The 15,033-nt window shown below is 57.0% G+C and carries 11 protein-coding genes; 5 read left to right on the top strand and 6 right to left on the bottom strand.

Features of this window, described 5'->3' with window-relative positions:
* Positions 1-29 precede the first annotated feature (29 nt).
* The 3 genes from PV433_RS13785 to PV433_RS13775 all read left to right on the top strand — a co-directional run bounded on the left by PV433_RS13785 (position 30) and on the right by PV433_RS13775 (position 4,891).
* A complete protein-coding gene (locus PV433_RS13785) occupies positions 30-1,385 on the top strand; it encodes an ABC transporter substrate-binding protein (RefSeq protein ID WP_332072663.1) in 1,356 nt (451 codons plus the stop codon).
* A 123-nt stretch (positions 1,386-1,508) separates the two neighbouring features.
* A complete protein-coding gene (locus tag PV433_RS13780; RefSeq protein WP_332072662.1) occupies positions 1,509-3,452 on the top strand; it encodes a stalk domain-containing protein in 1,944 nt (647 codons plus the stop codon).
* 230 nt (positions 3,453-3,682) lie between these two features.
* Entirely contained in the window at positions 3,683-4,891 is a 1,209-nt protein-coding gene (locus PV433_RS13775; RefSeq protein WP_332072661.1) for an MFS transporter, read from the top strand.
* Positions 4,892-5,345: 454 nt separating this feature from the next.
* Here PV433_RS13775 and PV433_RS13770 read toward each other — a convergent pair whose 3' ends face one another.
* Together PV433_RS13770 and PV433_RS13765 are read right to left on the bottom strand one after the other, a co-directional pair.
* Complete coding sequence (locus tag PV433_RS13770; protein ID WP_332072660.1) at positions 5,346-6,152, bottom strand: polysaccharide deacetylase family protein; 807 nt, start codon at positions 6,150-6,152, stop codon at positions 5,346-5,348.
* Positions 6,153-6,343: 191 nt separating this feature from the next.
* Positions 6,344-6,991, bottom strand: a complete 648-nt coding sequence (locus PV433_RS13765; RefSeq protein WP_332072659.1) for an O-methyltransferase — start codon at positions 6,989-6,991, stop codon at positions 6,344-6,346.
* Between the two features lie 203 nt (positions 6,992-7,194).
* On the opposite strand from PV433_RS13765, the gene PV433_RS13760 reads away from it, so the two are divergent.
* Both PV433_RS13760 and PV433_RS13755 read left to right on the top strand, forming a co-directional pair.
* On the top strand, positions 7,195-8,334 hold the full coding sequence (locus tag PV433_RS13760) for a THUMP domain-containing class I SAM-dependent RNA methyltransferase (protein ID WP_442951522.1): 1,140 nt from the start codon (positions 7,195-7,197) through the stop codon (positions 8,332-8,334).
* 260 nt (positions 8,335-8,594) lie between these two features.
* The gene (locus PV433_RS13755) at positions 8,595-8,963 is read left to right on the top strand and encodes a hypothetical protein (RefSeq protein ID WP_332072658.1); all 369 of its coding nucleotides are present in this window, start codon (positions 8,595-8,597) and stop codon (positions 8,961-8,963) included.
* Positions 8,964-9,076: 113 nt separating this feature from the next.
* On the opposite strand, the gene PV433_RS13750 is transcribed toward PV433_RS13755, so the two are convergent.
* The 4 genes from PV433_RS13750 to PV433_RS13735 form a co-directional block, all read right to left on the bottom strand.
* A complete protein-coding gene (locus PV433_RS13750; protein ID WP_332072657.1) occupies positions 9,077-10,468 on the bottom strand; it encodes a sn-glycerol-1-phosphate dehydrogenase in 1,392 nt (463 codons plus the stop codon).
* 271 nt (positions 10,469-10,739) lie between these two features.
* A complete protein-coding gene (locus PV433_RS13745) occupies positions 10,740-11,657 on the bottom strand; it encodes an exopolyphosphatase (RefSeq protein ID WP_332072656.1) in 918 nt (305 codons plus the stop codon).
* Between the two features lie 168 nt (positions 11,658-11,825).
* The gene (gene lpdA / locus PV433_RS13740) at positions 11,826-13,238 is read right to left on the bottom strand and encodes a dihydrolipoyl dehydrogenase (protein WP_332072655.1); all 1,413 of its coding nucleotides are present in this window, start codon (positions 13,236-13,238) and stop codon (positions 11,826-11,828) included.
* 4 nt (positions 13,239-13,242) lie between these two features.
* Positions 13,243-14,604, bottom strand: coding sequence for a dihydrolipoamide acetyltransferase family protein (locus tag PV433_RS13735; RefSeq protein ID WP_332072654.1), 1,362 nt, complete (start codon positions 14,602-14,604; stop codon positions 13,243-13,245).
* Positions 14,605-15,033 lie beyond the last annotated feature (429 nt).

Genomic DNA, 15,033 nt, shown 5'->3' with positions numbered 1-15,033 from the left:
CTTATATTTCTTGAGGAGGTCATCATCCTATGAAAACCAAAAAGGCATGGAATTTGATTGGGCTCCCCCTGCTGGCCGTATCTTTAACAGCCTGCAGCAGCGGCCCGAGCGGCAAAGACACGGACACGAGCCAGAACGCGGCGCCGATTCCGAGGACGGCTTCCAAGCAGGCGGAACCGGTGACACTCACATTTTTCGAGCCGTCGAGCGGCCGCTCTGTGGAATGGTTCATGGATCTGTACGGGAATGCGATCCAGAAAAAATTTCCGCATGTCAAAGTTGAATTCAAATTTACGCAAAAAATCAACGACAAAAATGTCGGCCTGCAGGAAATGATCGCAAGCGGCTCTAACGACATCGACGTCATCGTAACGTCCGTAGGCTCGTTTATTCCTGCAATTATCGATAACGGCCTCGCCTTCGACCACAGCGAGCTGATCAAAACGAACAAATACGACCTGTCGCTGCTTGATCCGACGCCCATCCAGCTGCTGCAGGAGCTATCCGGCGGCGGTCTGCTCGGGCTGCCTGTCGGCACGACGGCCAACGCGCTCGTCTATAACAAGGATCTGTTCGATAAATTCGGCGTCAGCTACCCGAAGGACGGCATGACCTGGGACGAAGTGTACGATCTTGCCGTCAAGCTGACCCGCAAAGACGGCGAGATCCAATACCGGGGATTCGTCGCCTCCCATTCCCATGTTGCGCTCGTAAACCAGTTCTCCGCCAGTTACGTAGACCCCGTCACGAAAAAAGCACTGATGAATGCCGATCCAAACTGGGCCAAACATTCGCAAAATCTGAAGCGGTTCCATCAAATTCCCGGCAACGAGGTCAACGCCTCTACGGTCGGTTTAGCTCACGCCCAGTTTACGGTCGAGAAAACGGCTGCGATGTATGTCAATTCGCTCGACGCGACTTTTCTGAATCCGCAGACGTACGGGATCAACATGGATGCCGTCCCGATGCCCGAATACAAGGAGCTCCCCGGAATCGGCTCCCAGCTGTACCCGACCTACTTCAGCATCATCAATACGAGCAAAAAGAAGGAAGCGGCGTTTCAGGTGCTGGCTTATCTCACGAGCGAGGAATGGCAGCTGGAGCGGTCGAAGCAAGGATTCACGCCGATTGTCAAAAGCCAGGCCGTACGCAGCGCCGTCGGTCAGGATATCCCCTACCTGCAAGGGAAAAATGCCAAAGCGTTTACGCCGGCCAAGCCCGCCAAGCCGAGCAAGCTGACCGAATTCAACGCGACCGCCAATTCCCTGTTTCTCGCCGAGCTCAAAAAGTATATCATCGGCGATATCGATCTGAACACGATGCTGCGCAATACGGACGAACAAATTAACGCCAAAATCGCCGAGGCCGGCGCCTCCAAAAAGTAATGACCGGTTTGCCTGGCGCATCCTGTCAGCGCCTTCTTGGTATCCCATCTCGCTAATGACAAGCCGGGCTTTTCCTTGGTACGATATAAGCAAGACTGCCGCAAGGCTTAAGGATGTGTCATCATGATCTTGGCCCAATATCCGATCACGCGTAAAACAGCGCTTGCCGCCCTTCTCTCTTTCGGCCTTTTGGCCGGCTCAGTGTCTCCGTTGCACGCTGCGGAGGAACACCCCTGGAATTTGCATCTGAAGGCCGAAGCTTACCGGGACGCCGGACAATCCGAGCTGGCCGTGCCCATCTGGGATTCGCTAATGCGCAGGGCCGAAGCGGAAGCCGACTGGAACACCGCGGCGTTATACGCCGGGAGCCTCAACGAGTATTACGATTCGGTGCGCAATTACGACAAGGCAATCGAATATTACGAGCTGGAGAACCTGTTCTGGCTGAACGACGGCAAGGACTGGGGCTCGAACGACTGGGAGCGCGCTTATCAGCTTCGCACCACGATCGAACTGTACGCCTCCGCACGTCCGGATTCCGCACAGCTGGAGTCGTACAAGCCGAAGTCCGGGAAGCTCGCCAAGTTCGAGCCGGAATACGGCATGTACGTGGGCATCTACTCGGAGCAGGATGAGCAGATGGGCAACCATTTCGACCGATCCGCTTCGATCTATGGCAAAAATCACGCAATGTACCTCGCTTATGCTACCTATGGAGAATCGTTTCCGTCGCGGTATGTCTCCAATGCGAAGGAAGCGGGCGGCGCCCTGCAGATCGCCTGGCAGCCGCTGAACGGACTCGACCCCGTGCTGGATGACAGCTATTTGCGCAAATGGGCGCGGGATGCCAAAACGGCCGGCATTCCGATCTTCCTGCGCTTCGCCGGCGAGATGAACGGCGACTGGACCCCGTGGGCGGTCGATCCGGCAACGTATATCGAGAAATTCCGCACCGTAGCGAGCGTGATGCACAGCGAAGCGCCCAACGTGGCGATGGTGTGGAGTCCGGGCGACGTGCCGAGATATAACATGGACCGTTATTACCCCGGCGACGAATATGTCGATTGGGTCGGCGTCAGCTTGTATACCGAGCCGTATTCGCACGGAAATCCGGAAGTCAGCATGGAAGCGACTACGCCGATCGAACGGCTCGACGAGCTGTACAGGCTGTACGCCGACCGCAAGCCGGTCATGCTAAGCGAATCGGCGGTCGCCCACTACACGAACAGCGACGGCAAATCGCATACGGAATTCGCTCTCATGAACCTGGACCGGCTGTACCGCGTGATGCCCAAAAAATATCCGCGTCTGAAAGCCATTACTTATTTCAACGTGGACCTGTTGCATAAAGAATCCCGCAACGACTACCTGCTGCGCGACAATCCGGATATGCTGGAGTTGTACAAGACGGTGATCACCGATCCGTATATGCTGTCGAAGGTGGAGACGGGCGCTAAGCCTGCGGACTCGATCGGGTATGTGGACGCCTCGACCCCGTTCATGCGGGAAACGGAAATCGTGCCGTTCGTCCGCATCCCGGACATCTGGATCGGCAGGCTCGATTATGTGCTGAACGGACGGACGATCGCGAAGCAGACGAAGCCGCCCTACGGCATCCGGCTGAACGCCGGCGAAGTTCCCGAGGGCTCGGTGCTGGAGCTGCAAGTATTCAACCGCGCGGGCGACAAGGTCGCCTCCAAATCAATTCCCGTGTCATCGCAGGTTGCGGTCCGGATCGACGGCGAGCAGCAGCAGTTCGAACAGCCGCCAATTATCCAGGACGGCTCCACGCTCGCTCCGCTTCGCGCCATCTTCGAGCGGCTGGGCGCGGAAGTCAAGTGGGATGCCGCCACAAGCGTCGCTACCGGCAGCAGGAACGGGACGACCGTCTCGCTGAAGATTGGCGACGATACCGCCTATGTGAACGGCAAAGCCGTCAAGCTGGAGGTGCCCGCCCAGCTGGTGAACGGGTATACGATGGCTCCTGCCCGCTTCGTCGGCGAGACGTTCGGAGGCACCGTAACCTGGGAAGGCGATTTCCGGACCGTCCAGATCAAGACGAAATAAACCGGGCAGCCACGTTCGGAAATAAATCGATAAATCCCCGGGAAAAAGTCTGCTGAGGCTTTTGCCCGGGGTTCTTTCGTCTTCCGCAAACCGCCCGGCCGCTGCGTCAAGCCGTTTTAAAATTTTATCGGGCACCGCTATGGTTGTCCCCTTCCGGAGACATGCTATAATGAAGGTTATGTGAATGGTACGTTTTTGCATTCGTGGGAAGACAGAGGAGTGAAACGATTGTGAGCAACTGGAAGCTTAACCTGGGTGTGCTCTGGTTCGGTAACTTCCTGGTGATGGCCGGAATGACGATGATCATTCCGTTTTTGCCGTTGTACATCCAAGAGCTCGGCATTACCGACCCGAACCGGGTCGCCTTTTGGTCCGGCATCATCTTTGCAGGCAACTTCGTCACCGCCTTTCTGTTTCAGCCGCTGTGGGGCAAACTTGCGGACCGGTACGGGCGGAAAATGATGCTGCTGCGGTCAGGGTTCGGCATGGCTGCCGTGATGATCCTGATGGGATTTGCCGGAGACGTGTGGCATCTGCTTCTGCTGCGCGTATTAAACGGAACGATCTCCGGGTTCGTCCCGGCGGCGGTTGCTCTGATGTCCGCCAGCACGCCCCGCGAGAAGATGGGCTTCTCCATGGGGACGCTCCAATCGGGAGGAACGGCCGGCAGCATACTCGGCCCTTTCATCGGAGGTTTGCTCGCCGATTGGATCGGCTTCCGGCCGATCTTCTACATAACCGGCGGTTTGCTGTTCGCCGCCTCGATGCTCGCCATGTTCGTCGTCAAGGAAAAGTTCGACGCCGGCAAAGCGGCAGTCCAGCCCAACGTATCGGTCGTCGCCGGACTGAAGGAGCTGGGCAAAATTCCTCAGCTGTCGTCGCTGTTTACCGTTACGTTTCTGATTCAGTTCGCCATGCTCAGCTCGATGCCGCTCATTCCGCTATTCGTGCAGCATCTTCATCCAAGCGGAGAAAACCTCGCCTTTTTCTCCGGGCTGGTCGGCTCGATTACCGGCTTTTCGAACATGATCGCTTCGCCGCTGCTCGGCAAGCTCGGGGACAAGATCGGACAGGAGCGGGTGCTCGCCGTATCCTTGATCGGTTCGGCGATTATGTTTATCCCGCAGGCGCTCGTCCAGAACGTCTGGCAGCTGTTCGCGGCCCGGTTTATGCTCGGCATGTTTATGGGCGGCTTGCTCCCGTCCGTCAACGCCTTGATCCGCAAATATACGCCTGACGGGATGGAGAGCCGCTCTTACAGCTTCAACAGCAGCTTCCTGTCCCTAGGCAATATGGTCGGCCCGACGGTAGGCGGCGCCTTGTCCGGCTTGATCACGATTCGCGGCATTTTCCTGATCGCCACGGTGATGCTGTTCGCCAACGCAGCCTGGGTCAACCGGACGCTGATCTCCCGGAAAAACCGGGAGGTGCAGTCATGAACAGGATCATGCTCCCCGGTCCGACGAACAAAAACTCTAACGGACACAGCGGCCGTTATTGTGATGAATTTCGATTCATTTGATTTCTAAGGGACATGGATGCAACTATTTGGTTAGAAATGTTACTTTTAGAGGTAGTTCGGAGTAAATAAGCGCTGTGGTGACCGTTACATTTTAAAAAACTGTTATTTAGCGAAATAGCCTCCACCATGTCCGTTAGAGTATGGTTTAGCTTAAATTCCGGGCTAATCTATGCCTTAATACGGTGAAGAACATAAACATTCTGATCTCTCAAGGACAAACGCCTACAGGCGTCTTTTGACGCTGGCGTTTACCCGAAATTAGAGCCACTCCCACGATATACTTCTGCTAAATTAAAAAAGACGCCTCGTTCTCTCTTCCAAGAGGGTGGAGGCGTCTTTCCTTATGTACCCGGATACGGAGAATACGGCGACTAACGTGCGGACAGCTGAACCGTCTGGCCGCCGGGAATTTCTACTGCATGATTCTCTGCGCTAACCCATACCGAAATCGCCGACGGATTGTGAACCCACTCGCAGGAAGCGGACCAGCGCAGCCGGCCGAGAGCCGTCATATATTCGACGATCTCCGCGTTCGTCGCGTACCAGATGTCTTCCCGTCCGCCGACGATTTCGCCAAACCGGTCGACCAGCTCCCAGTTGTTGTCGTTATCGAATTCGTAGCTGTGGCCCCATACATACAGCAGCAGCATTCTCGAATGCCTCGGCTCCAATGCGACGAACTTCTCGGCATGCTCCACCATCTGCTTATGGTGGCAGGTCGGGTGCCACTCCAGGAAATTGGCCGGCGTCTCATAGGTGCCGTGGCTGCGGGTCGTACGCGCATATTCGATCCCGAGCGACGGCAGCATCGCCGTGACCTTCCCGTTCCACGTGCCGAACGGATAGCTCATTCCTCGGACCGGGTAACCCGCAAGAGCTTCCAAAGCCTCGCGGTCCTTCGTAATCTCACGGACGATCTGCTCGGGCGGCGCCTGTTCCAGGAACGGATGGCTCACCGTATGAACGGATATTTCATGCCCCGCATACAAGGACGCGATCTCCGCGCTGTCCAGCTTGCCCTTGTTGTCCAGAAATCCGGAATTGATATGAAACGTGCCGCGGAGCCCATACTTGTTCATACTCGCTACCAGCCGGCGGTCATGGACGACGCCATCATCGTAGCTCAACGTTACCGCTTTGATTTTGCCGCCCGGAAAACGGTCATACCGGATACGCATCCCACTTCTCCCCTATTCAGCGAACAATCTATGAATTCTAACTAACCTCTATGAAATTGAACGATGATTTGGAGGCCCATCCATCCGTATCGGATGAATTTCTGTACAGGCCTTCTATTCGGTTCGCTTATTCTTAGGAGTAAATGGGTTCAATTCATATAACGAAACCTTACTGCAATCCTCGGGCGAGGTCAACCCTTCACTCTCGCTATACACAACCCGTCATACGCAGGGAGAATCGTCCCTTCCAGACGCGGATCGGTCGCCATTCGTTTATTGAACTCGCGCACGATCTGGACCGAGTTGCCTTTGGCGGCCGGGTCCATCGTCTTGCCGTGCAGCAGGGCGTTGTCGCCGACGATCAGAGCACCGGGATTCGCCAGCCGGATCGCCCAGTCCAAATAGTTGACATAGTTGCCTTTATCGGCGTCGATGAAGAAGAAATCGAACCTCTCGCCTTCCTCGTCGAGCTTCTCCAGAGCGGGCAGAGCCTCTCCGATCCGGTATTCGACGATGGCTCCGAGACCCGCCGCCTCTACGTTAGCCCGGGCGACAGCCGCGAACTCCTCCTTCAGCTCAAGTGAGAACAGCTTGCCTTCCCCGTTCAGACCGCGCGCCAGACAAATTCCGCTGTATCCCCCGAGCGCGCCGATCTCCAGCAGCCGTTTGGCCCCGGACATTCCGACCAGCAGCGTCAGCAGCCTTCCGTATCCGGGCGCAACCGATATTTCGGGCATGCCGTTATCCGCTATCGACTGCCTCACTCGCTCGAGATCGGCATCCTTCTCATACAAAGATTCGACGTACAAATCCGCCGTCTGAAAATATCGATCCTCCATGACCGTTCCTCCCGTTCCCGCTCGAAAGCGCGTTTGTGTACTTCCGGCGTTTCGCCTATACTTAATTCTGAATCCGTTACATGGTCCGGGCTCGTATACTGAATCCGTGTTCTTTTTTTACGGTTTCATGATTATTGTAAGATTTTACGGGAATCGCTGCAATCGAAATGCGGAACTACCGGGAAAATGGAGTGAACCTATAAGTGGATACGAAAATTGAACTGATTGCAACCTCTCCGATGGGGCTGGAAGCGGTCGTCGCCCGCGAAGTCCGGGAGCTGGGGTACAACGAAGTCAAGGTGGAGAACGGGAAGGTGGTCTTTCTAGCCGACAAGTCCGCGATCGCGAGGGCGAATCTGTGGCTGCGCACAGCCGACCGGGTGCTGGTGAAGATGGGAGAATTCCCGGCCACCACGTTCGACGAGCTGTTCGAAGGCGTCAAGGCGCTGCCATGGCCGGACTGGATCCCGGAGGATGCGGAGTTCCCCGTCGAAGGCCGCTCCCACAAATCGCAATTGTCGAGCGTTCCCGCCTGCCAAGGTATTGTCAAAAAAGCGGTCGTAGAAAAAATGAAACAGCGCTATGCGACCGAATGGTTCCGGGAAGAAGGTCCGCGTTATGTGATCGAGGTAGCGCTGCTTAACGATATGGCGACCATCACGATCGATACGACCGGACCGGGGCTGCATAAACGGGGATACCGCAAGCTCATCACCGAAGCGCCTCTGAAGGAAACGATGGCCGCTGCAATGGTGCTGCTTAGCCGCTGGCGGGCCGAGCGGCCGCTGATCGATCCGTTCTGCGGCTCGGGGACGATCCCGATCGAAGCCGCCATGATCGCCTGGAATATCGCCCCGGGACTGAGGCGCGAGTTCCCGGCCGAAGCGTGGCCGTCGCTGGACTCTGCTATCTGGGAGCAGGCGCGCGAAGAAGCGTACGATCTGGTGCGTGACGACGAGCCGCTCGATATTATCGGCTCCGACATCGATCCGGCCGCCATCGAGGTCGCGAAAGCCAACGCCAAAAAAGCCGGGCTGTCCGGGGAACTGAAATTCCTCGAAGAGCCGGTCGCCAAGCTGTGGCCGCAGAGCGACTACGGCTGTATCATTACGAATCCGCCGTATGGGGAGCGGATCGGCACGAGCGACGAGGTGGAGAAGGCGATTCGTCAGCTCGGCACCGTTTTCGAAAAGCTGCCGACCTGGTCGTTATTCGCCCTTAGTCCGAGCAAGCAGTTCGAGCATTACTTCGGACGAGCCTCCGATAAGAAACGGAAGCTGTTTAACGGCCGGATCGAGTGTCAGCTGCTGCAATATTTGGGTCCACTACCGCCAAGGCGCTAGCTGCCGGAAGCGTACCGGGCGAGTGCCCTCTTCCCTGCTTGTTGCATATGATGGATCATATCGCTATAAGTGCGAGTTCAAAAAGTCCGGTTTACAGCACCGAGAAGATGGGATGAAGCTAAATGAGGAGCGGAGCGGGAGCTTTTATGAGCACCGGAAGTTCCGGCTGAATTCCATATTCGATGTCAGGCAGGCTTCCTGATCCGCTTCGTGATCAAAATCGGCTTTTTGAACAACCTCTACAAGAAGGGAAGAGAGGCATGAGTCAGCAAGAGCAACAAACCACAAATGCGGCGGTTAATGGGAGCGGCAGCGGAACGCCGGATTCCAGACCGCCTGCCGTGAACCCTCACGGCGGACATCCCGGTATGGGGCATCACGGCGGATATCACGGGGGATACCACGGCGGGTATCCTGGCGGTTACCATGGAGGATATTACCCTTGGAACTTGACACCGGTCGTCCTGCCCGTTCCGTACCCGTATCCTTATCAGCCTTATCCGTACCCGCCTACCCCGTATTCGCCCTATCCGTACAACGGTTATCCGTATGCCGGTTATCCGTATATCCCGAATCCGATTCAGGTGTACCGGATTCCGTGCGATCCGCCGGCTGAACCGAACGGATAACCTCCCATCGAATCGGCTGATGTCCAAAAAAGCGGTCCCCTTGTTGACAAGGAGCCGCTTTTTTGTGGATTCCGGGCAGCGGTGCGGCGATACTACATACGTTCGTGCTGCATCTATGGAGCAAACGAATCCCGCGTCCGTTCTTCCGCGAACCTCTCCAGCAAGCCCAACTGGTCTGCCAGCTGGAGCACCGTATACCGGCTGCGCACTTCCTTGGCAACCCGCAGCGCGTCGGACAACTCCTGCCGGGTAACTCCTATCTCGCGGGGCTCCGCAGGGGCGCCGGCATCGCGAAGCAGCGCTTTGAGATCGGGCACGAGTCCGAGCATCGCCCGAAGCTTCGGCTTCAGCTCCGGCCAGCCCCGGACAAGCCTGTTCATGCGGACGTCCAACTCCGGCTGGCTCAGAAGCAGGCTGCGGTTCTCAGCGATCATATCCTCGGCCAGAGGACCGTAACAGCGCCGCAGGTTCGTTTCCCACTCGGCGATTTGGGCCGCGGCCTTTTCAGTCATGTTCCACTCGCCCATATCCGCTTCCAGAAGCTCGGCGTACAGCCGGGCGATCAGCGGCGTGGCGGCGCCTACCTTGATCCCGTGCAGCTCCGGGCGGTGACCGGCGGCAAAGTGAAGCATCTCCCAGTAGTGGGAGATATGATGCTCCGCACCCGAGGCCGGGCGGGAATTGCCGATCATCTGCATGGCGATGCCCGACAGGACAAGCCCTTCCATCAGTTTCTTGATCCCCGGCACCCCGCTGGTGCGAATCGCGGTCACCTCGGTCGCCACGTTGGTCAAGGCGCGAGTCATTAATTCCGCCGTCACTTCGCAGTAATGCTCTTCCTCGACGACCGCGGCCAGCAGCCAGTCGCACAGAGCGGTTATTTTCGCCGCCATGTCCCCGACTCCGGCCGCGATCATCGCCGGGGGCGCGCACCGGATCACGTCCAAATCGCCGATGATCGCCAGCGGAGATTGCAAGCTATACGTTTTCTTGTATCCGTTCACCAGAATCGGCGACCCGGTCGAGGCGTATCCGTCCATTGAAGGCGCCGTGGCGACGACCAGATACGGAATTCCGGCTTTGCAGCTGACGAATCTGGCAATGTCGTTAATCGTGCCCGACCCGACGGCGATCATAAATTCCGTGTCCTTCTCAAGCTCGATCAACGCCCGTACCAGTGCGGTCTCATCGGCATACAGCTGGTCCTCCGGAAATACGCAAAGCGTAACGTCAAATCCGCTTCCGCCCAATTGTCCGGCCAGCTTTTCGCCCGCTGCGGCGAAGGAAGCCGGATCGGCAATCAGAAGCGCCTTCGTGCCGAGCCCCATTTGACGGATCGTATCCGGGACTTTGCGCAGCGCCCCTTGCTCGAGAATAAGCCGTTCGATCTCGACGCGGTGCGTCCGGCCGCAGGTACAGGCGAACTCGATTCCGGTCAGCCGTTCGACATCGCTCTGCAGAACCGACTCGGCCGTTACGGTTGTTATAGATCTCCGCTCTATCATATCCAGGTAAACGCCTCTTTTCGTTGATGTTGGGTAACCCAGGTCCAATAGGTTTCCTTCCATTATGTGCGGTTGCGGCTCCGGTTACAAGTCCTCGTCCAAACAGGCGGTTGGCCGTGCCGGCAGCTTCCACAAGTATCCGTTCCCCAGCCCTCTTCGTCAGCCGGAAGCCGCTCATCAAAGAAACAAAAGAGCCCGCCGCCCCACAACCGTGGTTTGGTGAGCTCCGACTCTTTACTCTCCCGTTACCCTACCCGTCTTTTTACTGCTCCTACCCGTCCCGGTTCATCGCCGCAACGAGCTGTTCGAGCACCGCATCCGCCTTAGCGTACTCGACTTGACAAGTCCCCGCAGCCGCATGCCCTCCGCCGCCATAGGTCAGCATCAGCGATCCGACGTCGGTCTTCGCCCCGCGGTTTACGATGCTGTGGCCGCAGGCAAAGACGCAGTTTTGCTTATTTTTGCCGTCGACGATCCAGATCGAGATGTTCTGCTCCGGATAAAGCGCATAAATCATGAAACGGTTGCCCGGATATATGGTCTCTACACCGCGCAGATCGGTGATGATCACATTCCCTTCCGTGCGCGTATGAGCGGCGAGCATCGCCCGATACGGGGCGTCCAGCTCGAAATACCGCTTCACGCGCTCCTGAACGTCGGGGAGCTGCATCACTTCGTCGACCGTCTTCGTCATGCAATGCTCGACCAGATCCTCCATCAGCTGGTAGTTGCTGATCCGGTAATCGCGGTAACGGCCGAGGCCGGTACGGGCGTCCATAAGGAAGGAGAGCAAATCCCAGCCGCACGGGTTCAAGATGTCCTCCTTGCTGAATTGGGCGGAGTCGGCCTTGTCCACGCCCTCCATAATATCGTCAAGCTCCGGCCCGAACTTCTCGCGGCCTCCGTAATAATCGTAAACGACGCGGGCCGCGCTCGGAGCGATACGGGTTTCCCCCTGATATACGATGTCCTGTCCGTTGCGCTTCAGCTCGCTGGAATGGTGGTCGAACCACAACCCGCAACCTGGCACATAAGGCACATTTGCCAAAATATCGTTCTCGTTGACCTCGATCAAGCCGTCCTGCATATCTTTCGGATGGACGAACTTCATCCCGTCGATCATTCCGAGCTTCCGGAACAGCATGGCGCATACGAGTCCGTCAAAATCCGACCTGGTTATGAGTCTCATCGTGTTCTCCCTCTCCTATGTATAGTTCTTATGGACTACTACATTCGCGAACGCATGTCTTTTTTCCTTCAACGCACAGGCTTGTTTTCCGGGTTTTACGAGAAAAACAAAAAGACGCCCCATCCCCATAAGGACAGAGCGCCTTGCAACATGTGCTGCTGTATGGCTTTACTTCACGATCATATGGATCGGATGGCCAAGCGCGCCCTCCGAAGCATCCATCACGATCTCGCCCAGCGTCGGGTGAGCGTGAATCGTCAGCGAGATGTCTTCGATCGTGGCGCCCATCTCGATGGCGAGCGCCAGCTCGGCAATCAGGTTCGACGCTTCCGCGCCCACGATTTGAGCGCCGATCAAGAGCCCCGTATCTTTGTCGCCGACCAGCTTGACGAAGCCTTCGTTAGCGCCGATCGATTGCGCGCGTCCGTTCGCGCCGTAGCTGAAGCGTCCGGAGAAGACGTTGACGCCTTTCTCTTTCGCTTCGGTTTCGCTGAGGCCTACGCTGGCGATCTCCGGCTCGGAGAAGACGACTGCAGGAATCGCTTTGTAGTCGACTGCGCTCGCCTGTCCGGCGATCGCTTCCGCTGCCACTTTCGCTTCGTAGCTCGCTTTGTGAGCCAGCGCCGGACCCGGCACGACGTCGCCGATCGCGAAGATCGAAGGAACGCTCGTACGGCCCTGGCTGTCCACCTCGATAATGCCGCGGTCGCTCATCTTCACGCCGATCGCCTGCAAGCCGAGCTCGTCGGTATTCGGCGTTCGGCCCACCGTTACGAGAACGTAATCTGCCGTAACCTGCTTCTCTTCGCCGCCAACCGTATACGTAACCGTTACGTCCGAGTCCGTCTGCTTCGCTTCTTTGGCGAGCGCCTCGTTCACGACATCCACGTTCGACTTCTTCAGGCTGCGTCCCACATAACGGGACAGCTCCTTCTCGAAGCCCGGCAGGATCGTATCCGAGCCTTCCAGTACGGTGACTTTCGTGCCGAGCTTGGCGAACGTCTGACCGAGCTCGATCCCGATATAGCCGCCGCCGATAACGATCAGGCTGTTCGGAATTTCGCTGAGGTTCAGAGCTTCCGTCGAGGACATAATCCGTTTGCCGAACGGGAAAGCTTTCAGCTCGACCGGACGGGAACCTGTCGCGATAATGCAGTTGTTGAACTTATATTGCGTCGAGTCGCTTTCGGTAGCGACACTGACAACCGAATCGCTGACGAAAAACGCTTCGCCGGTTACAAATTGCACTTTGTTGCCTTTCAGCAAGGAACCGACTCCGCCGCTTTGCTTTTTGACGATGCCGTTTTTCCATTCCTGCACCTTCGCCCAATCGACTTTTACGTCGCCGACGTTAATGCCGTATTCGGACCCTTGCAGCGCCGACTCGTAGCGGTGAGCCGCGGAAATCAACGCTTTCGAAGGGATACAGCCGCGGTTGAGGCAGACGCCGCCGATTTCGGCTTTGTCCACGCATATGACCGATTTGCCCAATTGTGCCGCTCGGATGGCTGCTACGTAACCGCCCGGGCCGGAACCGATAACCAGCACGTCAACATCTACAGTAAGCGTTCCGACTACCATGCGCTTACACCTCCATAACCATTAATTGCGGATCTTCGAGCAGGGACTTGATGTAGTTCATTGCATTCTGAGCGGTCGCGCCGTCGATCAGACGGTGGTCGAAGCTCAGGGACAGCGCCATAAGGTTGCCGATGACGATCTGCCCGTCGCGGACGACCGGCTTCTCGGAGATCCGGCCGGTGCCGAGAATCGCCACTTCCGGATAATTGATAACCGGAGTAAAGAACATGCCGCCTGCCGATCCGATATTCGTGATCGAGATCGTGCTGCCTCTCATCTCGTGCGACTGCAGCTTGCCTTCGCGGCCGCGGGATGCGAGATCGCGAATCTCGTTGGCTACCTGCCATACGTTTTTGCGGTCGGCGTCCGCCACGACCGGTACGATCAAGCCGTTGTCGGTATCGGTAGCGATCCCGATGTTGTAGTACTTTTTATAGACAATTTCGCTCTTCTCGTCGTCGATCGAAGCGTTAAGCGCCGGATACTGCTTCACAGCGGCTACGAGCGCCTTGACGATGAACGGCAGATAGGTCAGCTTGACGCCTTTTTTCTCGGCCAGCGGTTTTGCCTTCTGACGCAGCTCGACCAATGCCGTTACATCCACTTCGTCCATAATCGTAACGTGCGGAGCGGTGTATACCGATTTAACCATCGCACTCGCGATCGCCTTGCGGATGCCTTTCAGCGGTACGCGCTCTTCGACGCGATCTCCTGTCGGTGCGACAGCTGCGGAGCCGCCTGCTTGCGCTGCCGGAGCGCCTTCGCCTTGAGCCGATTCTGCAGGAGCTGATGCCGCTTGTCCGCCGTTCGCCTCGAAAGCGAGCACGTCGTCCTTGGTCACTTGGCCGTTGCGGCCCGTTCCTTTAATGGACGCCAGGTTGACGCCTTTCTCGCGGGCAAACTTGCGCACGCTCGGCGTTGCCAGCACTTGGCCGGATGCTGCGGCCTGCTCAGCCGCTTCCGCCGGCTTCGCTTGCTCTGCAGGAGCAGGCGCTGCTGCAGGTGCCGCAGCAGCAGGTTGCGCCGCCGGTGCCGGTGCCGCAGCAGGAGCCGCCTGGCCACCGCCAGTCTCGGATGCCGCAGCCTCGCCTCCGCCGTGATGAATCGACTCCGGCGGAATTTCGCCGACGACGTCGATAACGGCGAGCGGATCGCCTACGTGCGATACCGTTCCTTCTTTTACCTTCAGCTCGACAATTTTGCCGGTAACCGGAGAAGGTACTTCAACGACAGCCTTGTCGTTTTGAACGTCCATAATGATTTGATCTTCTTTAATCTCGTCGCCTGGCTTTACGTGCCATTTGACGATCTCGCCTTCATGAAGACCTTCGCCGAGCTCGGGGAGCCGGAATTGCCAGATCGCCATAGTATTACCTCCTGGGCGTTTTGCTTATGCAAGATAAAGTGGATACGACTCGTCAAACCTCGTGCTCACCTGCTTTCGTCGTCCCGCAACTCTCGGTTGCCGGGTCCGACCAAGCGGAGCATATCGTGCAGGCGTTGCTTGGGTAGCTGGTTGTTGGTTGCTGGTATGCTACGTATGCTGGGATGTCTGAAGCGTTATTTCGTTACCCTTATCTATCCTTATCCCAAAGTGCCGCCTGAGCCTGGTTGTTTAGTTCATGCAGCAGGACGGCAACCGGGTTCCTTCGAAAATAACGGTCTTTTGCAGCTTCTATTCACGGTCAAACCTGCTTCATTACCGAAATAAGAGATGTTTAAGGCCGTTATTTCAACAAGTTCGTTCCTTTGCGGACGATTCCAGCGAAATAAGAGCCTTGAACAGCCTTTATTT

Origin of the sequence: Paenibacillus sp. GYB004 (assembly GCF_036577605.1) — a bacterium.
In the GTDB taxonomy this organism is placed as follows: Bacteria; Bacillota; Bacilli; order Paenibacillales; family NBRC-103111; genus Paenibacillus_AB; species Paenibacillus_AB oceani.
This window is presented reverse-complemented; position numbering and strand designations above follow the sequence as displayed.